This window comes from Streptomyces sp. NPDC096132 (assembly GCF_044763345.1).
In the GTDB taxonomy this organism is placed as follows: domain Bacteria; phylum Actinomycetota; class Actinomycetes; order Streptomycetales; family Streptomycetaceae; genus Streptomyces.
The window spans coordinates 331887-357588 of sequence record NZ_JBIWGA010000006.1 but is presented as its reverse complement, the minus strand read 5'-3'; the positions used below and the strand labels follow the sequence as shown (position 1 = coordinate 357588).

Below are 25702 nucleotides of genomic sequence, written 5' to 3'. Positions count from 1 at the left end.
TCCGGTATGTACGACGAGGGCGGCACCCCGCATGGGATGCCGCCCTCGTCGTGTGTGTACGGGGCTCAGTGGCCGGCGGTCGCGGTCTCGGAGGCCGTGGCCGTCGGGGACGGCGACTCGGTGCCGCCCGTGGCCGGGGACTCGGTGGCCGTCGCGGTCTCCGAGGGGGACTCCGCCGGGGCGCTCGGGACGTCGGTGGGGCCCCAGCTGGAGAAGTAGCTCTCGGCCGGGACGACGAAGGCCCGCAGGCTCACCGCGCCGGTGTTGCTCAGGGTGAAGGTGGTCTTCTGGGCGTTGCCGCTGATGGATTCGGCGTCGGGATGCTCCAGGACGGCGGAGGCGTTGCCCTCGCCGCCGATGACGACGGAGCCGCCGGCCGGGACGGTCAGCTCCTTCTGGCCCTCGGCGGGGGAGAGCTTCGCGGCGCCGAGGCCCTCGACGTCGACCGAGTCCAGCGTCTGGGCCTTGTCGCCGGTGTTGAAGATGGTCGCGGAGACGGCGACCGGCCCGCCCTCGGCGGGGTCGGGCTGGGTGATGACGACCGCGTTCTGGATCTTGATGTCGCCTACGCTGGTGGCGGCGTTGTCCGGCTTGATCTCCAGGGTCTGGGAGTCGTTGCCGGCGCCGCAGGCGGCGAGCGAGGCGATCGAGAACGCGATGGCGGAAGCGGCGAGGGCGCCGCGTCGAAGGCTGCTGCTCACGGCGGCGGCATCTCCTTGAACGCACACGGGCAGCTCACCTGGTGATAAAGCCGCCCTAAGGGTCTGTCAGCGGCCTTAGGTTACCGAGCCGTTCCCGCGCCGCCGCACCCGACCCGCCTCTAACGCGTTCCGGCGGCTCCACGGCCCCCGAGCCCACTGGTCGTCACACCCGTCACGCCACTCACAAGCGACCCGCCGGCCACTCCGACTTCACCCTTGCTCTTCCTGCTCGTCCGTCATTCACATAAGCGCGTCCGGCCTCCGCTTAAGCGCCCTCGCGCTCCGCTCGCGGATTTTCCGTGAAGGAATGCGCGACGGTCCGGGAAATTGATCACGGGTCCGCTCGAACCGTCGTTGATCAATTCCGGAAACGATCCGTATCCGGCCACGGTCACCGAACGGAGTAGCGGAAGTCGCACGCTTGGAAGCGGACATATGTGGACGTTCGGCCGTCCGGAGCGGGCTCCGGATGCGTGTAACGTACGCGTTTCACCCCCCTCGGAGAGCCGCTCCGACCTGCGAATACCTGCTTCCGCGGACTGTCCGAAGCACGTTCCTGTTGCTGTTGTCAAGCCCCGAGATATGCCCTGACCTGCGAAAACGCCATTCAGGAACCGCAGTTTCCGTGTTACCCTGGATAGCCACGGAAGGGGTACCTGTCACATGACGTTCAAGGTTGGCGACACCGTGGTCTATCCCCATCACGGGGCCGCGCTGATCGAGGCCATCGAAACTCGCCAGATCAAAGGCGTGGACAAGACCTACTTGGTGCTGAAGGTCGCCCAGGGTGACCTGACGGTGCGTGTGCCAGCGGACAATGCGGAGTTCGTCGGCGTGCGTGATGTGGTCGGTCAGGACGGGCTGGACCGGGTCTTCGAGGTGCTGCGCGCGCCGTACGCCGAGGAGCCCACGAACTGGTCGCGTCGCTACAAGGCAAATCTGGAGAAGCTCGCCTCCGGCGATGTCATCAAGGTCGCGGAAGTCGTGCGTGACCTGTGGCGTCGTGAGCGCGAGCGCGGACTCTCCGCCGGTGAGAAGCGCATGCTCGCCAAGGCCCGCCAGATCCTGGTGAGCGAACTCGCCCTCGCGGAGAACACCAACGAGGACAAGGCCGAGGCCCTGCTCGACGAGGTTCTCGCGTCCTGACGCCGGCGTAAGCCAGCCTCAGCACTGAAGAACACCGAAAATGCCGCGGTGCCCGATGACGTATTTCCCGTCGCCGGGCGCTGCGGCATGTTCGCGTCCGGCAAGACCGCGCCACGCCGGGCCCGCCGACGCCGAGCCTGCTGATGCCGACCCTCTGCCGACTCTCGGGGCCGACTCTCGCGAAGAGAGATCCCCCGATACTCGGATACTCGGGAGGAGATCTCCCGATACTTTGCGTGCCGAGCCCGGGCAGCGCTCGACCGGCGCGTCACGGAAGGGTCCGGTCAAGGCGTCGCGCCCGGCACGCTGTCTCCGTACCCAACTAGGCCGAGCACACAAACCTGACAGGAACCGATGTCTGACGATTCGCGTCCCTCGCCCGCGCCCGCCCGCACGGCCGCGGTGATTCCGGCCGCCGGCCGGGGTGTACGCCTCGGTCCGGGCGCCCCCAAGGCGCTCCGCGCGCTGAACGGCACGCCCATGCTGATCCACGCGGTGCGCGCGCTCGCCGCCTCCCGCGCCGTCTCCCTCGTGGTCGTCGTGGCCCCGCCGGACGGCGCCGCCGAGGTCAAGTCGCTGCTCGACGCGCACGCGCTGCCCGACCGCACCGACTTCCTCGTCGTGCCCGGCGGCGACACCCGCCAGGAGTCCGTGCGTCTCGGCCTGGACGCGCTGCCGCCCGAGTACGACATCGTCCTCGTCCACGACGCCGCCCGCCCGCTCGTCCCCGTGGACACGGTCGACGCCGTCATCGAGGCCGTACGCGACGGCGCCCCGGCCGTCGTCCCGGCCCTGCCGCTCGCCGATACCGTCAAGGAGGTCGAACCGGCCGCCGCCCCCGGCGAGCCCGAGCCGGTCGTCGCCACCCCGGTCCGCGCCCGGCTGCGCGCCGTACAGACCCCGCAGGGCTTCGACCGGGCCACCCTGGTCCGCGCCCACGAAACGGTCACCGAGGACGTCACCGACGACGCGAGCATGGTCGAGCAGCTCGGCCTCACCGTCGTGGTCGTCCCCGGCCACGAGGAGGCCTTCAAGGTCACCCGCCCGCTGGACCTGGTCCTCGCCGAGGCGGTCCTGGCCCGCAGGAGGCTCAACGATGGCTTCTGAGACACCCATGGCGCTTCCCCAGGTCGGCATCGGCACCGACATCCACGCCTTCGAGGAGGGCCGCGAGCTGTGGTGCGCCGGCCTGAAGTGGGAAGGCGAGGGCCCGGGCCTGGCCGGCCACTCCGACGCCGACGTCGTCGCGCACGCCGCCTGCAACGCGCTGTTCTCGGCGGCGGGACTGGGCGACCTGGGACAGCACTTCGGCACCGGCCGCCCGGAGTGGTCCGGCGCGTCCGGCGTCACGCTGCTGACGGAGGCCGCCCGGATCGTCCGCGAGGCCGGCTTCACCATCGGCAACATCGCCGTCCAGGTCGTAGGACCGCGCCCGAAGATCGGCAAGCGCCGCGACGAGGCACAGAAGCTGCTGTCGGAGGCCGCCGGAGCCCCGGTCTCGGTGTCGGGCGCGACGACGGACGGACTGGGCTTCCCGGGCCGCGACGAGGGGTTGATGGCGGTCGCGACCGCCCTGGTCGTCCGCACCGGCTGACATATGCCGACGCATGTCACGAATGTGTGGCCCTTGGGGGATCGGGCTCGGGGCATCGCCCCGCGCCCACTACCCTGGAGTGGTGACCATTCGCCTGTACGACACCAGCGCCCGGCAGATCCGTGACTTCACCCCGCTCCAGCCGGGTTGTGTCTCGATCTACCTGTGTGGCGCCACCGTGCAGGCGGCCCCGCACATCGGGCACATCCGCTCGGGCCTGAACTTCGACATCATGCGCCGCTGGTTCGAGTACCGCGGCTACGACGTCACGTTCATCCGCAACGTCACCGACATCGACGACAAGATCATCGCCAAGTCGCACGACCAGGGCCGCCCCTGGTGGTCCATCGGCTACGACAACGAGCGGGCGTTCAACGACGGCTACCAGGCCCTCGGTTGCCTCCCGCCCACGTACGAGCCGCGCGCCACCGGGCACGTCCCCGAGATGATCGAGATGATGCGCGGTCTGATCGAGCGCGGTCACGCCTACGAGGCGGACGGCAACGTCTACTTCGACGTGCGCTCCTTCCCGGGCTACCTGGAACTCTCCAACCAGGACCTGGACGACCTGCGCCAGCCCTCCGGCGACGGCGAGACCGGCAAGCGCGACCAGCGCGACTTCGCGCTCTGGAAGTCCGTGAAGCCGGGCGAGCCGAGCTGGGAGACCCCGTGGGGCCGCGGCCGTCCCGGCTGGCACCTGGAGTGCTCGGCGATGGCCCACAAGTACCTGGGCCCCGCCTTCGACATCCACGGCGGCGGCCTCGACCTGATCTTCCCGCACCACGAGAACGAGATCGCCCAGGCCAAGGCCTTCGGCGACGAGTTCGCGCGGTACTGGGTGCACAACGCCTGGGTCACCATGAGCGGCGAGAAGATGTCGAAGTCGCTGGGCAACAGCGTCCTCGTCTCCGAGATGGTCAAGCAGTGGCGCCCGATCGTGCTGCGCTACTACCTCGGCACCCCGCACTACCGCTCGATGATCGAGTACAGCGAGGAGTCGCTGCGCGAGGCCGAGTCGGCGTTCGGGCGGATCGAGGGCTTCGTGCAGCGCGTGATCGAGCTGGCCGGGGGCGTCGTCGAGCCCGCCGCCGAGGTGCCGCCGGCCTTCGCCGAGGCGATGGACGACGACCTGGGCGTCCCCCAGGCCCTCGCCGTCGTGCACACCACCGTCCGGCAGGGCAACTCCGCCCTCGCCGCAGACGACAAGGAAGCCGCCGTGGCCCGCCTCGCCGAGGTCCGTGCCATGCTCGGCGTCCTCGGACTCGACCCGCTCGACCCGCACTGGGCCGGTGAGGCCGACCGGGGCGACGATCTGCACGGCGTGGTCGACAGCCTCGTACGTCTGGTCCTGGACCAGCGGGAGGCGGCCCGCGCGCGCAAGGACTGGACGACCGCGGACGCCATCCGCGACCAGCTCAACCAGTCCGGGCTGACCATCGAGGACAGCCCGCAGGGACCGCGCTGGACGCTCGGTCCGCGGTAGCACCCGCCGTTGATCGATTGTGCCGCCCGGCCCCCCGGGCGGCACACTGCATATACGTACACACGCACGCTTCACACAGACAGGTAGGTCATGGCAGCCAACAACCGCCGCATGTCCGGCAAGAAGGGCGCGCAGGTCGGCAGTGGCGGCCAGCGACGCCGGGGCCTGGAGGGCAAGGGCCCGACCCCGCCCGCCGAGATGCGCAAGGGGCACAAGAAGAACCGCATCGCCACCGCCAAGGCCAAGCAGGTCCAGCGCCGTCCGGTGGCGCGCGGCCGGGGCGGCAAGGGCACCTCCGAGATGGTCGTCGGTCGCAACCCGGTCGTCGAGGCGCTGCGCGAGGGCGTGCCGGCCTCCACCCTCTACGTCCAGCAGTTCATCGACAACGACGAGCGGGTGCGCGAGGCGCTGCAGCTCGCGGCCGAGCGCGGCGGCATCAACCTCATGGAGGCCCCGCGCCCCGAGCTGGACCGCATGACGAACGGCCTCAACCACCAGGGTCTCGTCCTCCAGGTCCCGCCGTACGAGTACGCGCACCCCGAGGACCTCGCCGACGCCGCGTACGACGCGGGTGAGGACCCGCTGATCGTCGCCCTGGACGGGGTCACCGACCCGCGCAACCTGGGCGCCGTCGTCCGCTCCGTCTCCGCCTTCGGCGGCCACGGCGTGGTCGTCCCCGAGCGCCGCGCGGCCGGCATGACCGCCGGCGCCTGGAAGACGTCCGCCGGTACGGCCGCCCGCACGCCGGTCGCCCGCGCCACCAACCTCACCCGCGCCCTGGAGGCGTACAAGAAGGCCGGCATCGTGGTCGTCGGCCTGGCCGCCGACGGCGAGGCCGAGGTCGGTGAACTCGAGGCCCTGGACGGCCCGGTCGTCATCGTCGTGGGCAGCGAGGGCAAGGGCCTGTCCCGACTGGTCGGCGAGACCTGCGACTTCCGGGTACGGATCCCGATGCCGGGTGGCGCGGAATCGCTCAACGCGGGTGTGGCGGCGGGGATCGTGCTGTACGAGGCGGCCCGGCGACGGGCCTGACGGCAGTCGGCGCAGACAGGCGCAGGGCCTGAACGGGCTTGCGTGTGCTCACCCCAACGGGTTAATTCCGGCGGGTAGTGCAACCTTGACGGAGTCCGGACAGATCCGGCGGGTCAAAGCAGTGTCCTAACCACACGTCACTCGGTTAGATGAGTGTGGACACCAGAACACCCCGCACACCCACGGGGGATCGCTCGTCGGGATTCACCTCCGGGATCGACGACGCTCCCGCGCTGAGCATGGTGAAGGTGCCGAGCGATCCGGCGCAGGTCATCGTCAATCACGCGAGTTTCCGCGTGCAGCTGGGCGCCTCGGCGCGGCGTCACCAGAACCCGCGGATCGCCCGGCACGCCAGCGCCGTCGAGGACACCGCGCGCATCCCCGTCGTCGGTACGGCGGGCAGAGCGGGCGCCGCCTCCGGTGCCCGCCGCCGGCCCGTCGTCTGGAGCGGCCAGACCGCCCCGGACGACACCGGCGCCCACCGGCTGCTGCAGGCGGTGCGGGCAGGCAGCGTGGGCCACGGCGAACAGCCCGGGGCCGACGCCGGAGCCACCCAGGTCATCCCCCGCGTCGGCGACCCCTACGGCGGCGACCTCACCGCCCAGACCCTCGAGACCCCCATCGTCGGTGCCCAGCGCGCCCCCGTCGCCGGCGAGCACCGCCTTCTGCCGAACATGCGCACCGTCGGCAGCGCCTACGACGAACCCCCCTACGACGACGCCGAGTTCGAGGACTTCGGGGAGGCGCTCGCGGAGGCGGCCGAGCCGCGCAGCAGGCGCCACGCGAACGACGGCGACCCCGCCCGGCACGCCTACTACCCCGGCCGGCGCATGAACCTGGGAGTGGTCCTCCTCCCGCTCCGCGTCTTCCTCGGCTTCATCTCCGTCTACGCCGGCATGGGCAAGCTGTGCGACCCCGTCTACTTCGACGGCGGCAAGCGCGGCTCCATGGTGAAGTGGCTCAACACCCTGCACCCCTGGGAAGTCGCCGAGCCGCTGCGCCAGTTCGCCCTGCACCACCCCGTGGGCTCCGGGCTCGTCATCGCCTTCCTCCAGGTCGTCGTGGGCGTCCTCACGGTCCTGGGCTGCTGGCAGCGCGTCGCGGCGGTCGTCGGCGCCGGACTCTCGGCCGCGCTCATCGTCACCGTCAGCTGGAAGACCGTCCCGGTCTACGACACCCCCGACATCATCTACCTCGCCGCCTGGTCCCCGCTGATCATCGCCGGCGCCCCCGTCTACTCCGTCGACGGCCGCCTCGCCGCGGGAGCCTGGCGGCGCCTCGGCCCCCGCTCCGACCTGTGGGAGCTGCGCCGGTACGTCCTGCGCCGCGGCGCCCTGGTCACCGCGATCGCCGTCGGACTGACCCTGCTGATCGGCTCCCTGCTCGGCGGTGCCGTCCGCGACGCCGACCGGGTCGTCGTCCCCGGCCCCGGCGAGGCCCCGCGCAACGAGCTGCCCGGCTCCCCGCTCCCCGAGGAGTCCGACACCCGCGAGGCCGACCGCAGCCCCGAGGCGTCCACCTCGCCCACCCAGGGCGCGACGTCGGCGGCCCCGACGGCCGGCACGTCCGGCACGCCGACCGCCCGCGACACCGCCACCACCGGCGCGGGTGCGGGCGCGCCCAGCCAGACCCAGGGCACGGCGGGACAGGCTCCGCCGCAGCAGTCCGCCACGACGGGCGGCGGCCAGGCACCGAGCACCAGCTCCGGGCCCGCGTCGGGTGGCTCCACGAGTACCTCCGGTGGTTCGACCGGTGGTACGTCGGGTGGATCCTCGTCTTCCGGTCAGCCTGGGCTGGTGGGGGGTCTGCTGGGGTAGCGGTTGGGGGCTGGCTGCGGGCCGGTGGGGGCTGGTCGCGCCCGCGCGGCGGTAGCCGCATATCGACACAGCCCCGCGCCCCTAAAAAGCCACAGGTGCCGTGCGCTCATCAGCGCACGGCACCTGTGCTTTTGCTTTTAGGGGCGCGGGGCTGCATCAATGTGCGGCTCCGCCGCGTGGGCGCGAACGACCCCCACCGGCCCGCAGCCGAACGACGGCCCAACGGTCAACGACCGAGCGCCGCCAGCTCCTTCGCCGCCTCCGTCAGATCCTTCGCCGTGTCGATGGCCCGCCAGTACGCCCCCTGCGGAATGGGGAACCCGGCCAACCGCCGCTCACGGGCGAGATGAGGGAACGTCGTCCGCTCGTGATCCCCCCGCTCGGGCAGCAGCCCGGCGAACTCGGGTGAGAAGACGTACACGCCCGCATTGATCTCGTACGTCGTCGGCGGCGCCTCGATGAAGTCGGTGATGTGACCGAAGCCGTCGGTCTTGACCGCGCCCCACGGAATGCGCGGCCGCGCCAGCGCCAGAGTGGCGACGGCGTCGCGCTCGGTGTGGAAGTCGGCCATCTCGCGGAGCGAGAAGCGGGTCCAGATGTCGCCGTTGGTGGCGTACCAGGGCCGGTCCGGGTGGGGGAGACGGGCGGCCGCGTACTTCAGGCCGCCGCCGCGGCCGAGGGGCTCGCTCTCGACGACCGTAGTGACGTTCACCGGCAGGTCGGCCGTCTTCAGCCAGTCCTGCAGGACCTCGGCGAGATGGCCGCAGGAGACGACGACGTCGGTGACGCCCTCCTCGGCGAGCCAGCCCAGCTGGTGGCCGATGATCGGCGTCCCCGTCCCGGGGATCTCGACCATCGGCTTGGGCCGGTCGTCGGTGTAAGGACGCAGCCGGGATCCCTGGCCACCGGCCAGGACGACGGCTTGCGTGGGGCGGGACACGGCGTGCGGATGGGTCATGGCCGCACTGTACGCGGCGAGGGTTGCGGGACGTGCGGCTCCCCCGTCGGGGAGGAGAGCCGCACGTCAACGCATGGGAGCAGTACCGGGAGCCCTACGGGAGCCGCGGGCGGCCCACGGCGGCTCGGGGGCTCAGCTGTGGGCCGCCAGGACGCCCGAGGCGAAGGAGGTGTCGCAGACGGGGCGGGCGAAGGACTGGGCACGCGAGGGGCCGTAGATGCGCACCGCCGCCCGGCCCAGGGCGCGGGCGATGGAGGTGCAGTGCTTCGCCAGTGACGGCTTGCCGTTCACGGCCGCCTGGAGGTGGGTCAGGGCGGTGCCCGGGTCCTTCTCCTGGAGCTCGGTCAGCAGCTGGTCGCGCAGCACGTCCTGCGGGGCCTGGGCGGCGCCGTGGGAGGAGTGCTGCGCGGCGGAGACGTCGGAGGCGGTGAGCACCGAATCCGAGGGGTCCCCCGACCAGTTCACCCGGGTGACCGCGAGGGTTCCCGAGAGCACCATGACGACGGGCAGGACGAGGGCGAGCGAGCGGCCGATCCGGCGGGCTGGGCCGCCCTGGCCGCGTTGCGTGCGCTGGGTGGAGTGGTTCGAGGAGTGCTTCACGCGTGAGAGGGTAGCGCCCCGTAATCATTCAGCGACATTTGGTCACTCGGACGGGGGATGAAGTGGTGTCTCTTCTGGGGTAAGACGTTGACGGCCGTTGGGCCGGACGAGGGTCAATGTCTGGTGTGCCGGGGTATTTCCGGGCAGCGAGAAGGGCCCCGCAGCCTGCTGCGGGGCCCTTCTCGTCAACCGGGGTGAAGACCGAACCGTCAGTCGGAGAGGCGCGCGCCCGTCGACGTCGAGAACACGTGGGTCTCGCCCGCGCGCGGGACGACGTGCAGCGTGCTGCCCTTCTCCGGGACGTCACGGCCGCCGACGCGGACCACGAGGTCCTTGGACTCGCCGCCGACCTGGGCGGTGCCGTAGACGAAGGCGTCGGAGCCGAGCTCCTCGACCACGTTCACGGTGACCGCGAGACCCGTGTCGGAGTCGGTCGTCACGTCGAAGTGCTCGGGGCGGACACCCACGGTGACCGTCTTGTCGGTGGCGGCGGAGAGCGCGTCACGCTGCACCGACACGACCGAGTTGCCGAACTTCACACCGCCGTCGGTGATCGGCACCTCGACCAGGTTCATCGCGGGGGAGCCGATGAAGCCGGCCACGAAGAGGTTGGCGGGCTTGTCGTACATGTTGCGCGGGGTGTCGACCTGCTGGAGCAGACCGTCCTTGAGGACCGCCACACGGTCGCCCATCGTCAGGGCCTCGACCTGGTCGTGGGTGACGTAGACGGTGGTGATGCCCAGGCGGCGCTGGAGGGACGCGATCTGCGTACGCGTCGACACACGGAGCTTGGCGTCCAGGTTGGACAGCGGCTCGTCCATGAGGAAGACCTGGGGCTCACGCACGATGGCGCGACCCATGGCGACACGCTGGCGCTGACCGCCGGAGAGCGCCTTCGGCTTGCGGTCCAGGTACTCGGTGAGGTCGAGGATCTTCGCGGCCTCCTCGACCTTCTGCCGGATCTCCGCCTTGTTGACGCCGGCGATCTTGAGCGCGAAGCCCATGTTGTCGGCGACGGTCATGTGCGGGTAGAGCGCGTAGTTCTGGAACACCATGGCGATGTCCCGGTCCTTGGGCGGCAGGTGCGTGACGTCGCGGTCACCGATGCGGATGGCGCCGCCGTTGACGTCCTCGAGCCCCGCGAGCATCCGGAGCGAGGTGGACTTGCCGCAGCCGGACGGGCCGACCAGGACGAGGAACTCGCCGTCCGCGATCTCGATGTCGAGGCCGTCGACGGCGGGCTTGGTGGAACCCGGGTAGATCCGGGTCGCCTTGTCGAACGTGACAGTGGCCATGGCTCAGAGGCCCCCTTCTACCGGCAGGAACGTGCCGGACGATCCGTTGTAGGAAGGTGGTTGGTGTAGTCCACACGAGTGAACTGGCCTGGACGCTACCTGGCGCTCACCCGATCTGTCAGTACCCGCAGCCATGTGAACTTCGCGGAAATTTTCGACAGGCCGCCCCTGCGACCTGGGTACACTGCACGGGCACGCACGTCACCCACGTCCGCGCACGCCTCCTTAGCTCAGCTGGTAGAGCACCGCTCTTGTAAAGCGAAGGTCGTCGGTTCGAGTCCGACAGGGGGCTCCATCGCCGCTCGTGTCAGCGGTCTCGTAGGCGGCGGCCTGTTTCCAGGTCGGTCGGGGACGGTGGGTTGTCGTCCTCGAGGTTCCAGAGGGTGTTCTGGAGGAGGCGGGCCAGGGTCCAGGCGCGGGCGTTCTCCCGGTCCAGGTTCAGGACCTCGGTCATCGCGTCGAAGCGCCAGAGGACGTCGGCGGGGTCGAAGCGGTTTCTCAGGGCGGGCCACAGTTCGAAGGCCGGGGTGCCTGCGAGGGGCTTGGGGTCGATGGCCAGCCAGGGGGTGTGGTCGGCGGCGAGGACGTTGTCGTAGTGCAGGTCCCAGTGGAGGAGGCGGTCGCCGGGGGTCGCCGACACCTCGCGCAGGGCGGACGCGCAGTCGGTGAGCAGGCGGCGGTCCCGGGGGTCGGGGACTCGGTCGAGGGCTCGGGGGGTCCGCTCCAGCATGGACCGGGCGATGTCGTCGAGCCGGCGTATGGCGGGTGGCGCGGGGATCGAGGTCAGGCGCTCCAGCAGGTGGGCGATGACCGGTACCGCCTCGTGGACGTCGATGTGGGACAGGGTCCGGGTGGGGTCGAGGCGTTCGAGGAGCATGGTGCCCGTCCGGCTGTCGTGGCGGAGGAGGCGGACGGCGTGGTGGCCGTCCCAGAGGCGCAGGGCGATCGGCTCGCCCACTGTTTCCTCGTCCAGCAGTTGCAGCTTGAGCACGGCCCGGGTGCGGTCGGTGGTGGTGACGACCGGGAGGACCAGGGCGCACATGCCGTGCAGGGACGGTCCGTCGATCCGCAGGTCCCAGCGGTCCAGGAACTCCGCGACCAGGTCGGGCAGTCCCGCGACGAACGCCCGGCCGGCCTCGCCGTTGATCTTTACCTGTTCTGTCACCAGGGCGCCCGGAATGTCGATCACCTTCCGGACGATACTTGCGGTTGTGAATCGGCTCCCGCGGTTTTCCGGTGCGCGGCGGGCGGTGTGGGCGTATGTCCGCAGCGCGCCCGGCACGTATGTGTGGCTGGGGATCCTGTTCTTCACCACGGTCGCCCTGCACCACATGTCCCCGGAGTTCGAGCGGGAGTTCCTGCGGCAGCGGTCGACCAATCTTCATGAGCTGTCCCGGCACCCCGTACGGGTGCTGGTCGCGAGCGCGATGTGGATCGACGGCGGGTACTGGCTGCCGTACGCGGTGCTGTACTCGGTGTTCCACGCCCAGGTGGAGCGATGGCTGGGGACCCTGCGCTGGCTGGTGGTGTGCGGGGCGGCGCATGTGCTGGCGACGCTGGTCAGCGAGGGTGCGCTGCTGGTGGCGATCCGGGACGGGATCGCGCCGGCGTCGGCGGTCAACACCCTCGATGTGGGGGTGAGTTACGCGCTGGCGGGGGTGGCGGCGGTGCTCGGGTACCGGATCCGGGCGCCGTGGCGGTACGCGTATCTGGCGGTCCTGCTCGGCTTCTTCGCCGTTCCGCTGGCCGCCGGGCCGACCTTCACCGACTTCGGTCACTTCGTCGCCGTACTCGTCGGTCTCGGCTGCCGTCCGCTGGTGGCGGGGCGGGCAGGAGTGCGGAATCCGAAGGAGACAGGGGGCGTTTCTCCGGATAACGTCCGGCCATGAGCACCTCGGCAAGCGATGTCGTGAACGGCGGGATCTCCTTCTGGTACGCGGACGACGGTCTTCCGGCGGTACGGGAGCCGCTCGGCGCCGATGTGTCCGCCGACGTCGTGATCGTCGGCGGCGGGTACACGGGGCTGTGGACGGCGTACTACCTGAAGAAGGCGGCGCCCGCGCTCAGGGTCGTCGTCCTGGAGCAGAGGTTCTGCGGGTACGGGGCCTCCGGGCGCAACGGCGGCTGGCTGTACAACGGCGTCGCGGGCCGTGACCGGTACGCCGCCCTGCACGGCCACGAGGCCGCCGTACGACTGCAGCGGGCCATGAACGACACCGTCGACGAGGTCGTGCGGGTGGCGGCCGAGGAGGGCATCGACGCCGACGTCCACCGGGGCGGGGTCCTCGAGGTGGCCCGGACACCCGCGCAGCTGGCCCGGCTGAGGGACTTCCACGCGCACGAACTGTCGTACGGGGAGCGGGACCGTGAGCTGTACGGCGCCCGGGAGACCGCCGAGCGGGTGCGGGTGGCGGGGGCCGTCGGGTCGACGTGGACGCCGCACGGGGCGCGGGTGCAGCCGGTGAAGCTGGTGAAGGGGCTCGCGGCGGCCGTCGAGGCCCTCGGGGTGGAGGTGTACGAGTCCACGCCGGTCACGGAGATCCTCGCCGGGCGGGCCGTGACGCCGTACGGGACCGTGCGCGCGCCGTACGTGCTGCGCTGCACGGAGGGCTTCACGGCCGCGCTGAAGGGCGAGAAGCGGACCTGGCTGCCCATGAACTCCTCGATGATCGCCACCGAGCCGCTCACCGACGAGCAGTGGGCGGCCGTGGGGTGGCAGGGGCGGGAGGCGCTCGGGGACATGGCGCACGCCTATATGTACGCCCAGCGCACCGCCGACGGGCGGATCGCGCTCGGCGGGCGCGGAGTGCCGTACCGCTTCGGCTCGCGGACCGACAACGACGGGCGCACGCAGCCCGAGACGGTCGAGGCGCTGCGGGAGATCCTGGTCGGGTTCTTCCCGGCGCTCACCGGGGTGCGGATCGAGCACGCCTGGTCCGGGGTGCTGGGCGTGCCGCGCGACTGGTGCGCCACGGTCACCCTGGACCGGGCCGGCGGCCTCGGCTGGGCGGGGGGCTACGTCGGTTCCGGGGTCGCCACCGCCAACCTGGCCGGGCGGACCCTGCGCGATCTCGTCCTGCTGGACTCCGGGCAGGGCGGGAACACCGAGCTGACCGTGCTGCCGTGGGTCGGGCACAAGGTGCGCAGGTGGGAGCCGGAGCCGCTGCGCTGGCTCGGTGTGCAGGGCATGTACGCCACCTACCGGACCGCCGACCGGCGGGAGACCGAGAGGCACAGTGCCGGGTCCTCGCGGCTGGCACGGATCGCGGACCGGGTGTCCGGACGCCACTGAACCCGCCGGACGCCACCGAACCCGTTGCCCGTTGGGCTCAGCCCACCGACTCCGGTACGGCCGTGTGGGCCGGGACCTCGTGTTTCGGGGGTTTCGTCGTCACCATCAGGCCCGCGACCAGTCCGGCCAGCAGCATGATGCCGGCGGCCCACCAGATGGCGACCGTGTAGCCGTGGACGATGCCCTCGCGGGTGACGGCGTCGCGCTCGGCGGGGTTGGTGAGGTGGGCCGTGATGTAGGCGGCGCTGCTGGTGGTGGCGATCGTGTTGAGCAGTGCCGTACCGATGGAGCCGCCCACCTGCTGCGAGGTGTTGACGGTGGCCGAGGTGACGCCGGCGTCCTGCGGGGCGACCCCGGCGGTGGCCGTGGCGAAGACCGGCATGAAGGTCAGGCCCATGCCGAGACCCATCAGGAGCAGCGCGGGCAGGATCTCGGTGGCGTAGGACGAGTGCACCGTCATCTGGGTGAGGATCACCATGCCACTGGCCGCGAGGATCATGCCCGGGACCATCAGGGCGCGCGGGGCGACGCGGTTCATCAGCCGGGCGGAGATCTGGGTGGAGCCGGTGATGATCGCGAGGGTGAGGGGGAGGAAGGCGAAGCCCGTCTTCATGGGGGAGTAGCCGAGGATGACCTGCAGGTAGTAGGTCATGAACAGGAACAGGCCGAACATGCCGATGATGGCCAGCATCATGGTCAGGAAGCAGCCGGCCCGGTTGCGGTTCTTGATGATGTGCAGCGGCAGGAGCGGGCTCGGGGCCTTCGTCTGCCACCACACGAAGACCGCGAGCAGGACCGCTCCGAAGGCGAACAGCGCCAGCACGAACGGGTCGGTCCAGCCGCGGGACTCGGCCTCGCTGAAGCCGTAGACGATCGCGACCAGGCCGCCGCAGCCCAGCAGCGCGCCGGGTACGTCGAGGCCGACGCCCGGGTGGCCGGGGCGGTCGTGGAGCAGGGCGAGCGCGCCGAGGACGGCGATGATCGCGATGGGTACGTTGACGTACAGGCACCAGCGCCAGTTCAGGTACTCGGTGAGCAGTCCGCCGACGATGAACCCGATCGCGGCGCCGCTGCCGGCCAGGGCGCCGTAGATGCCGAAGGCCTTTCCGCGTTCCTTGGGGTCGGTGAACGTGGTCGTCAGCAGGCTGAGCGCGGAGGGCGCGAGGACGGCGGCGAAGGCGCCCTGGAGGGCGCGGGCGCCGAAGAGCATCCCGGGGGTGACGGCCGCGCCGCCCAGCGCGGAGGCGGCGGCGAAGCCGATCAGTCCGAGGATGAACGTGCGTTTGCGGCCCACGAGGTCGGAGATGCGGCCGCCGAGCAGCAGCAGGCCGCCGAAGGCGAGGGTGTAGGCGGTGATCACCCTCCCCCACTGCCTTAAGGGCGTGGGAGGTGCCCCCAGCGGTTGCCGTCCGACATGCCCAGGTCCTGCTGGGCGGAGGGGAGCGCGATGTTCACGATCGTCACGTCGAGGACGACCATCAGCTGAGCGAGGGCGATGATCACCAGGCCCCACCAGCGGCGGGGGTCGGGCTCCGTCGAGGGTTCACCTGTCCGGGTGACACTCATTGGCCCAGAAGACCATGGATCGGGAGGAATTGCACCCCCCTGCCGGACTCGGCTCGCAGCCGGTGTGGCTTCTGGTCGCTCATGGCTCCAGTACCACTTTTCCGATGGTTCCGCGGTTCTCCAGGGCCCGGTGTGCGGCGGCGGCCTCGGCGAGGGGGAAGCGCTGGACGGCCGGGGTGAGGCGGCCCGCGGCGGCCTCGGCGAGGGCGCGCTCCTCCAGGGCGCGGATCCCTCCGGCCCTCTCCAGCATCACCGGCCCGAGGACCCTCTCGGAGACGCCTTCGACGAAGTGGCCCTTTCCGTCGCGGATGCCCTCGGCGGACCAGCCGAACACGAGGTGCTTTCCGCCGGGACCGAGGAGGGCGACGGCCTCGCGGGCGACGTCCCCGCCGACGCCGTCGAAGACGACGGTGACGGCCCGGCCGCCCAGGTGGGCGCGGACCTTGTCCGGCCAGGAGGGGTCGTTGTAGTCGACGGCCAGATCGGTGCCGTTCGCCTCCACCTGGGCCGTCTTGAGCGGCCCGCCGGCGAGACCGACGACCGTGGCGCCGGTGTTCCCGGTGTACTGGACGAGGAGGGTGCCGATGCCTCCGGCGGCCGCCGGGACGAGGGCCACCGCGTCCGGCCCGAGCTCGGCGAACTGCAGGATCCCGAGCGCCGTACGCCCGGTGCCGATCATCGCGACGGCCTGGGCGGGGTCCAGGTTCGCCGGGATCTCGTGCAGGCGGTCGGCGTCGGTGACGGCGAGTTCGGCGTAGCCCCCGGGCGCGAACCCGAGGTGGGCGACGACGTGTTTGCCGAGCCAGGAGTCCGGGGTGCCCGCGCCGAGGGACTCGACGACACCGGCGACCTCCCGGCCGGGGACGGTGGGCAGCGGGGCCGGCGCGGGTGCGGGGCCCTGGACGCCCTCGCGCAGCGCGGTGTCCAGCAGGTGGACACCGGCGGCGCGTACGGCGATACGGACCTGGCCGGGGGCGGGGACGGGGTCGTCCACCTCCTCGTAGGTGAGGTTCTCGGCCGGGCCGAAGGCGTGCAGGCGGATGGCGTGCATCGGGGTCCCCCATCGGTTGGCGTTCTCCGTCGGCCGGCGCGGTTCGGGCCGGTCGGCGTTCTCGGGGGTCCACTCTTCAACCTCAAGCTTGCTTGAGGTCAAGGGCGGGCCGGCCCAGCGCCAGGGACACGGCGGTGAGCGCGCTGTTGAAGGACACCTCGGACAGCACACCGGGCGCCGCCACCTGGTCCCCCGCGAGATAGACGCCGTCGCCGCGGTCGACGGCGGGCCGGTCGCGCCAGCTGGTGCCGGGCAGGTCCACGGCGCCCGTACGGCCGCTCGCGACGGACTCCCGCCGCAGCGTGACCCGCTCGCGCCAGCCCTCGAAACCGAGGTCGAGCAGCTGCTCGGCGCGGGCGACGCCGTCGGCCTTCCTCTCGTGCGGGGCGACGGGGATCTGGCCCTGGAGGAGCTGCTCTCCGGCCGGGGCGAGGGTGCGGTCCTGGGCGGTGAAGCGTTCGATCCAGCCGGGGGAGTCCAGGTCGGAGACGACGAAGGCGTCACTGCGCCGGGTGCGCAGGGCGAGGTCGAGGAGGACGGTGCGCCCACTGGGCCAGGTCAGGGAGTCGTCGCGGAGCAGCCGGCGGGCGGCGTCCAGGGAGGTGGCGACGACGACCCGGGTGTCGGTGGGGAGGGTGTCGACGCGGGACAGGGTCTCCATCCGCACCCCGAGGTTCCAGGCCCGGGCGGCCATCCGGTCGATCAGGCTCGCCCAGCCGCCGCGCGGGTAGTGCGCCTCGGGCGGCAGCTTGGTCGCACGGCGCAGGCGCTCCTGCACGAAGGCGGCGGACAGGGCGCCGGGGTCGTGGTGGAAGAGGGCGACGGCGGAGTAGTTCGCGGCCGCGTCGGCGCCTTCGGGGCCGACGAGGCGGGTGGCCCAGGTGCGGAAGTCGAGGTCGACGGGGGCCTGGTGGGAGGTGCGCCGCAGCAGTTTGAGCATGCCGAAGGGCGGGGTGCGGCGCAGGACGCCGTGGTGCCTCAGCCGCAGCCGGGTGGCCTCCAGGGCGGGCAGGGGTGCGAGCGGGGGGATGAGGTCGCGCTGTTTGAGCCAGGTCCAGTGCGGGCCGCCGTTGTAGAGGGCGTGCGGTCCCTCGTTGGTGCGGTACGGCCCCTCGGCGGTCCGCGCGCGCCCGCCGAGCGTGTGGTGGGCCTCGTACACGGTGACCTTGGCGCCGGCCTCGGCGGCGGCGATCGCGGCGGTGAGGCCGGCGAAGCCGCCGCCGATGACGGTCAGGGGGTGTCGCATGGTGGGGCGCCTCTCTCTTCGGGGCTGTCGTGTGTACGACGGCCCGACGGCCCGGTTCTGTGACATCGAGGGTGTTTGTGCAGGTCGGGGGGATTGTCAGTGGCGGGGTGCACGATGGAGGGCATGGCGAGGAGAGCGAGCGGTGGGACCAGTGGGACGGGTGTGAAGCGTGCGCGGCGGCCGGAGGTGCGGCTGCCGGCGCTGGAGCCGTACGGGGGCGGGGAGCTGGAGCCCGACGGGGACTACGACGGGGTGGAGTTCCGGGCGGCGGACCTCGCCGGGCAGGACGGCGCGGGCGCCCGCTTCATGGACTGCGCCCTGACGGAGTGCGCGCTGGACGGTACGGCGCTGACCCGGGCCCGGGTCCTCGACTCGGTCCTCACCGGCGTGCGGGGCGTCGGCACGGACCTGGCGGACGCGACCCTGCGGGACGTGGAGCTCGTCGACGCCCGCCTGGGCGGCACCCAGCTGCACGGCGCGGTGCTCGAGCGCGTGCTGATCCGCGGCGGCAAGATCGACTTCCTGAACCTCCGCCAGGCGCGGCTGCGGGACGTCGTCTTCCAGTCCTGCGTCCTCGTCGAACCGGACTTCGGCGGCGCCCGCCTGGAGCGCGTCGAGTTCGTGGACTGCACGCTGAAGGCGGCCGACCTCACCGCGGCGACCCTGACGGACGTCGACCTGCGCGACGCGGCGGAGCTGGGCATCGCGGCGGGCGTGGACCGGCTGTCGGGGGCGGTGATCAGCGCGGCCCAACTGCTGGACCTGGCGCCGGTGCTGGCGGGGCAGCTGGGGATCAGGGTGGAGGGGTGAGCGGGGGGACGGGCCGGGGGTTGTGCGCGCCGCAGGGTGGGGCGGGGGTTATGCGAGCCGGAGGATGAGGCGGGGGTTATGGGAGCCGGGGAGGGGCCGGGGCTATCCGAGCCGGGGGAAGCGGGCCTGGAGGGTCCAGATCGCCGGGTTCTCGCCCAGGTCCTCGTGCAGGTCGATCAGATCGGCGAGGAGGTCGTGCAGGAAGTCGCGGGACTCGCGGCGCAGTTCGGCGTGGGAGAAGGTGAGCGGGGCCTCCTCGGCCGGCATCCAGTCGGCCTCGATGTCCACCCAGCCGAAGCGGCGCTCGAAGAGCATGCGGTCGGTGGACTCGGTGAAGTCCAGCTCCGCGTACTGCGGGCGGGAGGCGCGGGAACCCGCCGGGTCCTGGTCGATGCGCTCCACGATGTCGCACAGCGCCCACGCGAAGTCGAGCACCGGCACCCATCCCCAGGCTGTGGACAGTTCCCGGTCCGCCTTGGTGTCGGCGAGGTAGACGTCACCGCAGAACAGGTCGTGGCGCAGGGCGTGGACGTCCGCGCGGCGATAGTCCGTCTGCGGCGGATCCGGGAAGCGGTTGGAGAGGGCGTAGCCGATGTCGAGCACGTAGGCGATGGTGTCACGGTCCCGCATCCGCGCCGGGCGCGCCCATAGGATCACTGACATGTCCCGATCCGCGCGTGTTGTTCCGGCCGCCGTGTCCCTGGCCCTCGTCCTCACCCTGTCCGGGTGCGACAGCGACGACGGCGGGGACGGCGGGGCACAGGGCAGCGGCCCGCACGCGGGTGCCTCCGGGGTCGGCGACCCGTACTTCCCGAAGGCGGGCAACGGCGGCTACGACGTCTCCCACTACGGCCTGACCCTCGCCTACGACCCGGACGGCAACCGCCTCACCGGCAGGGCGGTGATCACGGCCCGCGCCACCCAGGCGCTGTCCTCCTTCGACCTCGACCTGCACGGCCTGGACGTCACGAAGGTCACCGTCGAGGGCCGAGAGGCGGCTTTCGACCGCGAGGGACAGGAACTGACCGTCCGGCCGCGGAAGGAGCCGGCCAAGGGCGAGACGTTCGAGGTGACCGTGAGCTACTCCGGCGCCCCCCGCACCATCACCGACCCGGACGGCTCAGAGGAAGGCTGGCTGCGCACCGAGGACGGAGCGCTGGCCCTGGGCGAACCGACCGGCTCCATGGCCTGGTTCCCCGGCAACCACCACCCCTCCGACAAGGCGTCGTACGACGTCGCCGTGACGGTCCCGAAGGACCTGACGGCCGTCTCCAACGGGGAGCTGACCGGCGAGCGGACGGCGAACGGCCGCACCACCTTCACCTGGCACACCGCCGAGCCGATGGCGAGCCACGCGGCGACGGTCGCGATCGGCCGGTACACCGTCACCCGCTCCACCACGAAGGACGGCCTGCCGGTGTACGTCGCGGTCGACCCGTCGCAGGTGACCGCGAGCCGTGAGGTGCTCGGCCTGCTCCCCGAGGTGATGGAGTGGGCGCAGGACAACTTCGGCCCGTACCCCTTCTCCTCCACCGGCGCGATCGTCGACCGCCCGGAGGACTCCGACTACGCCCTGGAGACCCAGAACCGCCCCGTGTACCCCGGCGCCCCCGACACCGCGACCCTCGTCCACGAGATCGCCCACCAGTGGTTCGGGGACTCGGTCACGCCCAGGACCTGGCAGGACATGTGGCTCAACGAGAGCTTCGCGACCTACGCCGAGTGGCTGTGGACGGAGGACGAGGGCGGCGACACGGCGGAGGACACCTTCACCGACCTCTACGAGCACGGCGAGGAGTCCTACGAGGACCTGTGGGACTTCCCGCCCGGCAAGCCCACGAGCGCCGCGCACATCTCCGACAACCCCGTCTACCAGCGCGGCGCGATGGTGCTGCACCGCATCCGGCAGACCGTCGGCGACGACACCTTCTACGACATCGTCCAGGGCTGGGCCGCCGCCCACCGCCACGGCAACGCCGGCAGCGCGGAGTTCACGGCGTACGTGGAGCGGCAGGCTCCTGACGAGGACTTCGACGAGATCTGGGACGACTGGCTGTACGGGGACGGGAAGCCGTCTCTCCCGGACGCGTAGGCCCTCGTCGGTCGAGGGCGTGCTCAGTCCCGCAGGCCGAGATCGCGGCGCATCGCCGTGCGGGCCGCCCAGACGGCCCGGCCGTGCTGGAGCCGACGCTCCTGGAACTCGGGGGAGTCGAGCGGGGGTTCGCCGCCAGCGAGGACGTCGAGCAGGTCCCGCAGGGTCTCGTAGACGCGCTCGATGACGTCGGACAGTTCCTGCGGGGCGCATATCAGCGCCGATTCGCGGACCTCGTCGCAGCCGGAGGCGCGGAAGGCCTCGTGCACGGCGGTCTCCCGGGCGACCCCTTCCGGGGGCCGGCTCGCCGCCGCGTACATGTCCTCGTATGCCTGCCGGTACTTCGTCAGGCAGGCCACGTAGATCTCCTTGCGCTCCTGACGGGTCCGCTCGGCCAGGTCGTGGTGCCGGCGGACCCGGTCGGCGAGCAGGGTCGAGCCGACACCGACGAACGCGCCGAGGCCGGTGGCGGCGAGGGTGGTCCACTCCATGGCGCGCTCAGACCTCGTCGCCGGACTCGAACCGGTCCAGCAGCTGGGCCAGTTGCGGCGGCCACACCGGCTCGGCGGGCGTGTGCAGTTCCTCACGGCTCCACCAGCGTGCGCCGAGGATGCCGTCCGAGGCGTGGACGGCGGCGATGTGCGGGCCGACGGGCTCCCGGCGTGGGCCACGGGCGACGTAGATGTGATCGCGCTGGTGGACATGGGTCCGCATCCGGACGAAGTCGTGCTCCCAGGTGCACAGGAGGGGACCGAGCACGAGGTCCTCCCACCCCGTCTCCTCCCGCAGCTCCCGCAGGGCCCCCTGCGCCGGGGTCTCCTCCGCCTCCAGACCACCGCCGGGCAGCGCCCAGTGGACGCCGTCCTCGGCGTTGGAGTACCGGAAGAGGAAGACGGCGCCGTCGGGGTCGAGCACGGCGACCCGGGCGGCGGGGCGCTCCCTGCGGAGCTGCTTGCGCAACACGGCACAGGCACGGCCGAGTTGGCGATCGGACCGGTGATCGATGACCTCGTACCCGAGGGCGGTCCAGAAGGCGAGTCCCTTGGGGTTGGCGTCGAGGACGGCGAGCCGCACGGCGGTACGGCCGTCGCCGCGGAACCGATCCTCCACCCCCTCGACGATCCGCCGCCCGTGCCCCTCTCCGTGCCGGCCCGCGTCGACCACCAGCAGCCCGATCCAGGGGTCGGGGTCGGCGGGGTCGGGATGCCGGGCCAGGGTGATCACCACGCCGACGAGCCGTCCTTCGGCGCGGGCGAGCAGCACCTCCACGTCAGGGTTCGCCAACTCCTCCGCGAGGGCCCTCGCCACCTGCTCCGGCCGGATGTCGTCCGGGTCCGGGAAGTCGCCGCTGAGCGCCTGGAACTCGCGGTTGGAGGCGTACAGGGCGGTCAGTTCGGTGAGGAGGGGGGCCGGGATGTCGTGGTCGGCGGTGAGGGGCAGGGATTCGAGGATCATCCGGGCAACCTACCCGGGGGTGCGCCGGAGCCCCCGGGCCATTTCCGGCCGGGGGCTCCGTGTGGTGCGTGCGGTGCGAGGGGTCGCTCAGACGTTCACACCGAAGTCCTGGGCGATGCCGACGAGGCCCGAGGCGTAACCCTGGCCGACGGCGCGGAACTTCCACTCGGCGCCGTTGCGGTAGAGCTCGCCGAAGACCATCGCCGTCTCGGTCGCCGCGTCCTCCGAGAGGTCGTAGCGGGCGATCTCGGCGCCGCCGGCCTGGTTGATGATGCGGATGTAGGCGTTGCGGACCTGGCCGAAGTTCTGCGAGCGGTTCTCCGCGTCGTAGATCGAGACCGGGAAGACGATCTTGTCGATGTCGGCCGGGAGACCCGCCAGGTTGACGTTGATCGCCTCGTCGTCGCCCGCGCCCTCACCGGTGCGGTTGTCGCCGGTGTGGACGATGGTGCTGTCCGGGGTCTGCTTGTTGTTGAAGAAGACGAAGTGGGCGTCCGAGTACACCTTGCCCTGGGGGTTGACCGCGATCGCGGAGGCGTCGAGGTCGAAGTCCGTGCCGGTGGTGGTGCGGACGTCCCAGCCGAGGCCCACGGTGACGGCGGTCAGGCCCGGAGCCTCCTTGGTGAGCGAGACGTTGCCACCCTTGGACAGGCTTACAGCCATGGTTGGGAGTCCTTCCCTCGTTGCGTACGGCTTCGTGACTGGCTTCGTACGGGCACGAAGCTACAGCTATCCCTATGAACGCAGCGAAGCGCGGTCAAGGTTCCCAGCGACTCACCTGTTTCTTTACTTTCTTTACCGAGGGATATTCGCGTGACTCGGGCCCGACCTCGGCGGGAACATGGTCGGCATGTCCGGTCCCTATCTCATCCGCGGCTCCGTCTCGCTCCCCGAGGCCGAGCTGATGTGGCGTTTCTCGCGGTCCTCGGGGCCGGGCGGGCAGCACGTCAACACCAGTGACTCGCAGGTGGAACTGCGGTTCGACCTGGCCCGTACCGAGGCCCTTCCCGAGGTGTGGAAGGCGCGGGCGCTGGAGCGGCTGGCGGGGCGACTCGTCGACGGTGTCGTCACGGTCCGTTCCTCCGAGCACCGGTCCCAGTGGCGCAACCGCGAGACCGCCGCCGTACGCCTCGCCGCGCTGCTCGCGGAGGCCACCGCGCCCCCGCCCAAGCCGCGCCGGCCCACTCGCATCCCGCGCGGGATCAACGAACGGCGGCTGCGCGAGAAGAAGCAGCGGTCCGAGACCAAGCGGGGGAGGACGGGGCGCGACTGGGCCTGAGAACAGGCGCCAGGGCCTCGGGCAACCCTCTACAGGCCCTCGTCACCTCGCCGCCCGCTCAGGTCGGTGTGACATTGGACGGCAGAGCCTGGAAGCGAGGAGCGACCCCGATGCCCTTTCAGCAAGCGCAGCAGGCCGAGCCGGCCGAGCCGGCTGGACAGGGCCGGCCGGACGAGCACGCCGAGCATGCACCCCTGGTCCGGCTGACCCGCCCGGTCCGGCTGACCCGGCCGGTCTCGCCGCCCCAGCCGACCCGCCGGGTCCCGCAGGTCCAACGCATCGAGCTCGCCGCCGGTGGGGTTCGGCTCTCCGGGTTGCTGGCTCTTCCCCCGGACACCCCGCCGCGCGCCGTCCTCGTCGCCCTGCACGGGAGTGGCATGGCCGCCGGGTACTTCCACGGTCAGGCCGATGCCTCCACCTCGCTGCTCTCCCTCGCCGCCGGCACCGGCTACGCCGCCCTCGCCCTGGACCGCCCCGGCTACGGCGCCTCCGCGCGTCTGCTGCCGCACGGGCTGTGCCTCACCGAGCAGGCACGGTGTGTGCGGGCGGCCCTGCGCGCGTACGCCGCCGAGCGGGAGACGGGGGCCGGTTTCCTCCTCGTGGGCCACTCCCTGGGCGGCAAGGTCGCGCTGACCACGGCGGCCACCGCGGGACGGGACGACGGGCTCCTCGGCGTGGACGTCTCCGGGGTCGGCGCCCGCTGGGCCGTACCGCCCGACCGGCTGGCCGCCCTGCGGCACCGCCCCGACCCCCGTCTGCACTGGGGGCCGCTGACGCTGTACCCGCCGGACACCTTCCGGCTGGCCCGCGACTTCGTCGCACCCGTCCCGGCACGGGAGGCGGAGGAGATCCCCGACTGGCCCGGCCGGTACGCGGAGGTGGCCCGCCGTATCCGCGTCCCGGTGCGCTTCACCTTCGCCGAGTACGAGCGACTGTGGGCCTGGGACCCACCGGCCCTGCGGGAGCTGACCGGCTCGCTCACCGCCCCACTGGTCCGCATCGACCACGAGCCGGACGCCGGCCACAACATCAGCCTCGGCCACACCGCCCGCCGCCACCACCTACGCCTACTGGACTTCCTGGAGGAGTGCCGCACCCGGGCCGGGGCCTGAGCCCAGGGTGTGGGCCCCGAACCCAAGGCGCGCCCCAGGCTCAAGTCAGCGCCAACACCCCCACCACCTCCCCCTCCACCCGTTCCTCCGTCTTGTGGAAGCCGAGGCCCAGGTAGAAGTCTTCGGGGCCGTGTTCGCCCTCGTGCCAGGTGACCCAGAGTTCCTTGGCGCCGCGGTTGCGTAGTTCGGTTGCGACTGATTGCACCGCGAAACGTCCGTAGCCCAGGCCCTGCTCGCCGGCCGCGATGTTCAGGCGCCACAGGCCGGAGCGGACGAGGGTGCCGTCGAGCTTCCAGTCGATGTCGAAGAAGGCCATGAGGAAGCCGACGGGACGATCGCCGTCCATGATCAGCCGCGGCCAGGCGACACCGGGGTGCACGTATGCCTCCGCGAGCGACTTCACAACCGGTGCGACTGCGAATTCCTGTTCCGGGTGGACCTTGACGGCAAGAGCCGCGTCGATATTCGCCGGGGTGATTTCTTCGAGCCTGAGAGAAGGGGTCGTCTTCGTCGTCTCCGTCATCCGCGCAACGTAAGACGTGCGTTCGGCAACGGGCCACTGAATTCCCGTCAGTCCGGCTCGGTCAGCCCAACTGCCGGTACCGGCCGCGGAAATAGACCAGCGGACCGCCGTCCGCACTCGGCACCCTCGCCGCCAGCACCCGGCCGATCACCAGCGTGTGGTCGCCCGCCTCCACCCGCTGCTCGGTCCGGCACTCCAGGTTGCCCAGCGCACCGCCCACCAGGGGCGCGCCGGTGACCTCGCCGCGGACGTACGGGATGTCCTCGAAGAGCAGCCGGTCGCTGAGGCGGCCCTTCATCGAGAAGCGGCCCGCGATGTGCCGCTGGCTCTCGGAGAGCACCGACACCGCCCACAGGGGCTGCTCCTCGAGCAGGTCGTCCATGCGGGAGCCCGTGCGCAGGCTGACCAGCACCAGGGGCGGTTCCAGGGAGACCGACAGGAACGCCGTCGCCGTCATGCCGGCGTACTCGCCGGCCGGCGCCCCGGGGTCGTCCGGGTCCAGCGGCGGCTCCTGCGCGGTCACCAGGACCACCCCGCCGGCCAGCCGGGACATGACCGCGCGGAACTCGTCGTTGCTCACCCCCACAGCATGCCCGGGGGCGGTGGAGGGAGTGGGTGCGGGAGAGGTCTTCAGTACGTCGGGAGCCACG

General features: G+C 71.6%; 25 protein-coding genes, 1 tRNA gene and 1 pseudogene. 13 read left to right on the top strand and 14 right to left on the bottom strand.

The annotated features are described in order from the left end of the window. Nucleotides 1–65: 65 nt before the first annotated feature. Nucleotides 66–701 carry a DUF461 domain-containing protein gene (locus ACIRF9_RS17300; RefSeq protein WP_403822126.1) on the bottom strand — a complete coding sequence of 212 codons (636 nt, stop codon included), beginning with the start codon at nucleotides 699–701 and terminating at the stop codon, nucleotides 66–68. 663 nt (nucleotides 702–1364) lie between these two features. Between ACIRF9_RS17300 and ACIRF9_RS17295 the strand changes: the two genes are divergently transcribed. From ACIRF9_RS17295 to ACIRF9_RS17270, 6 genes are all read left to right on the top strand, one after another. After that, nucleotides 1365–1847, top strand: coding sequence for a CarD family transcriptional regulator (locus tag ACIRF9_RS17295; RefSeq protein ID WP_003953493.1), 483 nt, complete (start codon nucleotides 1365–1367; stop codon nucleotides 1845–1847). A 354-nt stretch (nucleotides 1848–2201) separates the two neighbouring features. Further along, entirely contained in the window at nucleotides 2202–2954 is a 753-nt protein-coding gene (gene ispD, locus ACIRF9_RS17290) for a 2-C-methyl-D-erythritol 4-phosphate cytidylyltransferase (protein WP_403822124.1), read from the top strand. Beyond that, the gene (gene ispF, locus ACIRF9_RS17285) at nucleotides 2944–3441 is read left to right on the top strand and encodes a 2-C-methyl-D-erythritol 2,4-cyclodiphosphate synthase (protein WP_403822121.1); all 498 of its coding nucleotides are present in this window, start codon (nucleotides 2944–2946) and stop codon (nucleotides 3439–3441) included. Before ispD ends, ispF begins: the two co-directional genes overlap by 11 nt. Before the next feature lie 82 nt (nucleotides 3442–3523). After that, a complete protein-coding gene (cysS, locus tag ACIRF9_RS17280; protein WP_403822118.1) occupies nucleotides 3524–4924 on the top strand; it encodes a cysteine--tRNA ligase in 1401 nt (466 codons plus the stop codon). 90 nt (nucleotides 4925–5014) lie between these two features. Next, nucleotides 5015–5956 carry a 23S rRNA (guanosine(2251)-2'-O)-methyltransferase RlmB gene (gene rlmB, locus ACIRF9_RS17275; protein WP_403822115.1) on the top strand — a complete coding sequence of 314 codons (942 nt, stop codon included), beginning with the start codon at nucleotides 5015–5017 and terminating at the stop codon, nucleotides 5954–5956. A 149-nt stretch (nucleotides 5957–6105) separates the two neighbouring features. Next, entirely contained in the window at nucleotides 6106–7773 is a 1668-nt protein-coding gene (locus tag ACIRF9_RS17270) for a DoxX family membrane protein (RefSeq protein ID WP_403822112.1), read from the top strand. Between the two features lie 226 nt (nucleotides 7774–7999). Here ACIRF9_RS17270 and ACIRF9_RS17265 read toward each other — a convergent pair whose 3' ends face one another. The 3 genes from ACIRF9_RS17265 to ACIRF9_RS17255 all read right to left on the bottom strand — a co-directional run bounded on the left by ACIRF9_RS17265 (nucleotide 8000) and on the right by ACIRF9_RS17255 (nucleotide 10626). Further along, nucleotides 8000–8731, bottom strand: coding sequence for an NDP-sugar synthase (locus ACIRF9_RS17265; protein WP_403822109.1), 732 nt, complete (start codon nucleotides 8729–8731; stop codon nucleotides 8000–8002). Nucleotides 8732–8863: 132 nt separating this feature from the next. Further along, nucleotides 8864–9331, bottom strand: coding sequence for a hypothetical protein (locus ACIRF9_RS17260; protein ID WP_403822106.1), 468 nt, complete (start codon nucleotides 9329–9331; stop codon nucleotides 8864–8866). A gap of 209 nt (nucleotides 9332–9540) precedes the next feature. Continuing rightward, on the bottom strand, nucleotides 9541–10626 hold the full coding sequence (locus ACIRF9_RS17255) for an ABC transporter ATP-binding protein (RefSeq protein WP_403822103.1): 1086 nt from the start codon (nucleotides 10624–10626) through the stop codon (nucleotides 9541–9543). 219 nt (nucleotides 10627–10845) lie between these two features. Between ACIRF9_RS17255 and ACIRF9_RS17250 the strand changes: the two genes are divergently transcribed. Continuing rightward, a tRNA-Thr gene (locus tag ACIRF9_RS17250) sits at nucleotides 10846–10921 on the top strand. 12 nt (nucleotides 10922–10933) lie between these two features. Here ACIRF9_RS17250 and ACIRF9_RS17245 read toward each other — a convergent pair. Then, nucleotides 10934–11827: an aminoglycoside phosphotransferase family protein gene (locus ACIRF9_RS17245; RefSeq protein ID WP_403822459.1), complete on the bottom strand. Its 894-nt coding sequence runs from the start codon at nucleotides 11825–11827 to the stop codon at nucleotides 10934–10936. On the opposite strand from ACIRF9_RS17245, the gene ACIRF9_RS17240 reads away from it, so the two are divergent. Both ACIRF9_RS17240 and ACIRF9_RS17235 read left to right on the top strand, forming a co-directional pair. Beyond that, a complete protein-coding gene (locus tag ACIRF9_RS17240; RefSeq protein ID WP_403822100.1) occupies nucleotides 11805–12515 on the top strand; it encodes a rhomboid-like protein in 711 nt (236 codons plus the stop codon). The two genes, ACIRF9_RS17245 and ACIRF9_RS17240, sit on opposite strands and share 23 nt — an antisense overlap. After that, entirely contained in the window at nucleotides 12512–13918 is a 1407-nt protein-coding gene (locus tag ACIRF9_RS17235; protein ID WP_403822097.1) for an NAD(P)/FAD-dependent oxidoreductase, read from the top strand. Before ACIRF9_RS17240 ends, ACIRF9_RS17235 begins: the two co-directional genes overlap by 4 nt. 37 nt (nucleotides 13919–13955) lie before the next feature. Here ACIRF9_RS17235 and ACIRF9_RS17230 read toward each other — a convergent pair. The 3 genes and pseudogenes from ACIRF9_RS17230 to ACIRF9_RS17220 all read right to left on the bottom strand — a co-directional run bounded on the left by ACIRF9_RS17230 (nucleotide 13956) and on the right by ACIRF9_RS17220 (nucleotide 17781). After that, nucleotides 13956–15484: pseudogene (locus tag ACIRF9_RS17230) on the bottom strand (MFS transporter). A 79-nt stretch (nucleotides 15485–15563) separates the two neighbouring features. Then, nucleotides 15564–16535: a zinc-binding dehydrogenase gene (locus ACIRF9_RS17225; RefSeq protein WP_403822095.1), complete on the bottom strand. Its 972-nt coding sequence runs from the start codon at nucleotides 16533–16535 to the stop codon at nucleotides 15564–15566. An 82-nt stretch (nucleotides 16536–16617) separates the two neighbouring features. Next, nucleotides 16618–17781 carry an FAD-dependent oxidoreductase gene (locus ACIRF9_RS17220; RefSeq protein ID WP_403822092.1) on the bottom strand — a complete coding sequence of 388 codons (1164 nt, stop codon included), beginning with the start codon at nucleotides 17779–17781 and terminating at the stop codon, nucleotides 16618–16620. Between the two features lie 123 nt (nucleotides 17782–17904). Between ACIRF9_RS17220 and ACIRF9_RS17215 the strand changes: the two genes are divergently transcribed. Continuing rightward, nucleotides 17905–18591, top strand: coding sequence for a pentapeptide repeat-containing protein (locus ACIRF9_RS17215; protein WP_403822089.1), 687 nt, complete (start codon nucleotides 17905–17907; stop codon nucleotides 18589–18591). A gap of 102 nt (nucleotides 18592–18693) precedes the next feature. On the opposite strand, the gene ACIRF9_RS17210 is transcribed toward ACIRF9_RS17215, so the two are convergent. Continuing rightward, nucleotides 18694–19194: a hypothetical protein gene (locus ACIRF9_RS17210; RefSeq protein WP_403822456.1), complete on the bottom strand. Its 501-nt coding sequence runs from the start codon at nucleotides 19192–19194 to the stop codon at nucleotides 18694–18696. A gap of 58 nt (nucleotides 19195–19252) precedes the next feature. Between ACIRF9_RS17210 and ACIRF9_RS17205 the strand changes: the two genes are divergently transcribed. Next, entirely contained in the window at nucleotides 19253–20683 is a 1431-nt protein-coding gene (locus ACIRF9_RS17205) for a M1 family metallopeptidase (RefSeq protein WP_403822086.1), read from the top strand. Between the two features lie 23 nt (nucleotides 20684–20706). On the opposite strand, the gene ACIRF9_RS17200 is transcribed toward ACIRF9_RS17205, so the two are convergent. From ACIRF9_RS17200 to ACIRF9_RS17190, 3 genes are all read right to left on the bottom strand, one after another. Further along, nucleotides 20707–21174, bottom strand: coding sequence for a hypothetical protein (locus tag ACIRF9_RS17200; RefSeq protein WP_403822083.1), 468 nt, complete (start codon nucleotides 21172–21174; stop codon nucleotides 20707–20709). Nucleotides 21175–21181: 7 nt separating this feature from the next. Then, entirely contained in the window at nucleotides 21182–22138 is a 957-nt protein-coding gene (locus ACIRF9_RS17195) for a GNAT family N-acetyltransferase (protein ID WP_403822080.1), read from the bottom strand. Between the two features lie 87 nt (nucleotides 22139–22225). Then, complete coding sequence (locus tag ACIRF9_RS17190; RefSeq protein ID WP_403822077.1) at nucleotides 22226–22801, bottom strand: TerD family protein; 576 nt, start codon at nucleotides 22799–22801, stop codon at nucleotides 22226–22228. A gap of 178 nt (nucleotides 22802–22979) precedes the next feature. On the opposite strand from ACIRF9_RS17190, the gene arfB reads away from it, so the two are divergent. Both arfB and ACIRF9_RS17180 read left to right on the top strand, forming a co-directional pair. Next, a complete protein-coding gene (arfB, locus tag ACIRF9_RS17185) occupies nucleotides 22980–23417 on the top strand; it encodes an alternative ribosome rescue aminoacyl-tRNA hydrolase ArfB (RefSeq protein WP_403822074.1) in 438 nt (145 codons plus the stop codon). Nucleotides 23418–23527: 110 nt separating this feature from the next. Then, entirely contained in the window at nucleotides 23528–24529 is a 1002-nt protein-coding gene (locus ACIRF9_RS17180) for an alpha/beta hydrolase (RefSeq protein ID WP_403822071.1), read from the top strand. Nucleotides 24530–24569: 40 nt separating this feature from the next. On the opposite strand, the gene ACIRF9_RS17175 is transcribed toward ACIRF9_RS17180, so the two are convergent. Together ACIRF9_RS17175 and ACIRF9_RS17170 are read right to left on the bottom strand one after the other, a co-directional pair. Further along, nucleotides 24570–25052, bottom strand: a complete 483-nt coding sequence (locus tag ACIRF9_RS17175; RefSeq protein WP_403822068.1) for a GNAT family N-acetyltransferase — start codon at nucleotides 25050–25052, stop codon at nucleotides 24570–24572. A gap of 61 nt (nucleotides 25053–25113) precedes the next feature. Beyond that, nucleotides 25114–25701 carry a flavin reductase family protein gene (locus ACIRF9_RS17170; RefSeq protein ID WP_403822065.1) on the bottom strand — a complete coding sequence of 196 codons (588 nt, stop codon included), beginning with the start codon at nucleotides 25699–25701 and terminating at the stop codon, nucleotides 25114–25116. Nucleotide 25702 lies beyond the last annotated feature (1 nt).

What these genes read in the sequence shown, in the direction of transcription:
- ACIRF9_RS17295 (WP_003953493.1), top strand. Translation starts at nt 1,365, where the DNA reads ATGACGTTCAAGGTTGGCGACACCGTGGTCTATCCCCATCACGGGGCC.
- ispD (WP_403822124.1), top strand. Translation starts at nt 2,202, where the DNA reads ATGTCTGACGATTCGCGTCCCTCGCCCGCGCCCGCCCGCACGGCCGCG.
- ispF (WP_403822121.1), top strand. Translation starts at nt 2,944, where the DNA reads ATGGCTTCTGAGACACCCATGGCGCTTCCCCAGGTCGGCATCGGCACC.
- rlmB (WP_403822115.1), top strand. Translation starts at nt 5,015, where the DNA reads ATGGCAGCCAACAACCGCCGCATGTCCGGCAAGAAGGGCGCGCAGGTC.
- ACIRF9_RS17270 (WP_403822112.1), top strand. Translation starts at nt 6,106, where the DNA reads ATGAGTGTGGACACCAGAACACCCCGCACACCCACGGGGGATCGCTCG.
- ACIRF9_RS17265 (WP_403822109.1), bottom strand. Translation starts at nt 8,731, where the DNA reads ATGACCCATCCGCACGCCGTGTCCCGCCCCACGCAAGCCGTCGTCCTG.
- ACIRF9_RS17255 (WP_403822103.1), bottom strand. Translation starts at nt 10,626, where the DNA reads ATGGCCACTGTCACGTTCGACAAGGCGACCCGGATCTACCCGGGTTCC.
- ACIRF9_RS17240 (WP_403822100.1), top strand. Translation starts at nt 11,805, where the DNA reads ATGTCGATCACCTTCCGGACGATACTTGCGGTTGTGAATCGGCTCCCG.
- ACIRF9_RS17235 (WP_403822097.1), top strand. Translation starts at nt 12,512, where the DNA reads ATGAGCACCTCGGCAAGCGATGTCGTGAACGGCGGGATCTCCTTCTGG.
- ACIRF9_RS17225 (WP_403822095.1), bottom strand. Translation starts at nt 16,535, where the DNA reads ATGCACGCCATCCGCCTGCACGCCTTCGGCCCGGCCGAGAACCTCACC.
- ACIRF9_RS17220 (WP_403822092.1), bottom strand. Translation starts at nt 17,781, where the DNA reads ATGCGACACCCCCTGACCGTCATCGGCGGCGGCTTCGCCGGCCTCACC.
- ACIRF9_RS17215 (WP_403822089.1), top strand. Translation starts at nt 17,905, where the DNA reads ATGGCGAGGAGAGCGAGCGGTGGGACCAGTGGGACGGGTGTGAAGCGT.
- ACIRF9_RS17205 (WP_403822086.1), top strand. Translation starts at nt 19,253, where the DNA reads ATGTCCCGATCCGCGCGTGTTGTTCCGGCCGCCGTGTCCCTGGCCCTC.
- ACIRF9_RS17200 (WP_403822083.1), bottom strand. Translation starts at nt 21,174, where the DNA reads ATGGAGTGGACCACCCTCGCCGCCACCGGCCTCGGCGCGTTCGTCGGT.
- ACIRF9_RS17195 (WP_403822080.1), bottom strand. Translation starts at nt 22,138, where the DNA reads ATGATCCTCGAATCCCTGCCCCTCACCGCCGACCACGACATCCCGGCC.
- ACIRF9_RS17190 (WP_403822077.1), bottom strand. Translation starts at nt 22,801, where the DNA reads ATGGCTGTAAGCCTGTCCAAGGGTGGCAACGTCTCGCTCACCAAGGAG.
- arfB (WP_403822074.1), top strand. Translation starts at nt 22,980, where the DNA reads ATGGTCGGCATGTCCGGTCCCTATCTCATCCGCGGCTCCGTCTCGCTC.
- ACIRF9_RS17180 (WP_403822071.1), top strand. Translation starts at nt 23,528, where the DNA reads ATGCCCTTTCAGCAAGCGCAGCAGGCCGAGCCGGCCGAGCCGGCTGGA.
- ACIRF9_RS17175 (WP_403822068.1), bottom strand. Translation starts at nt 25,052, where the DNA reads ATGACGGAGACGACGAAGACGACCCCTTCTCTCAGGCTCGAAGAAATC.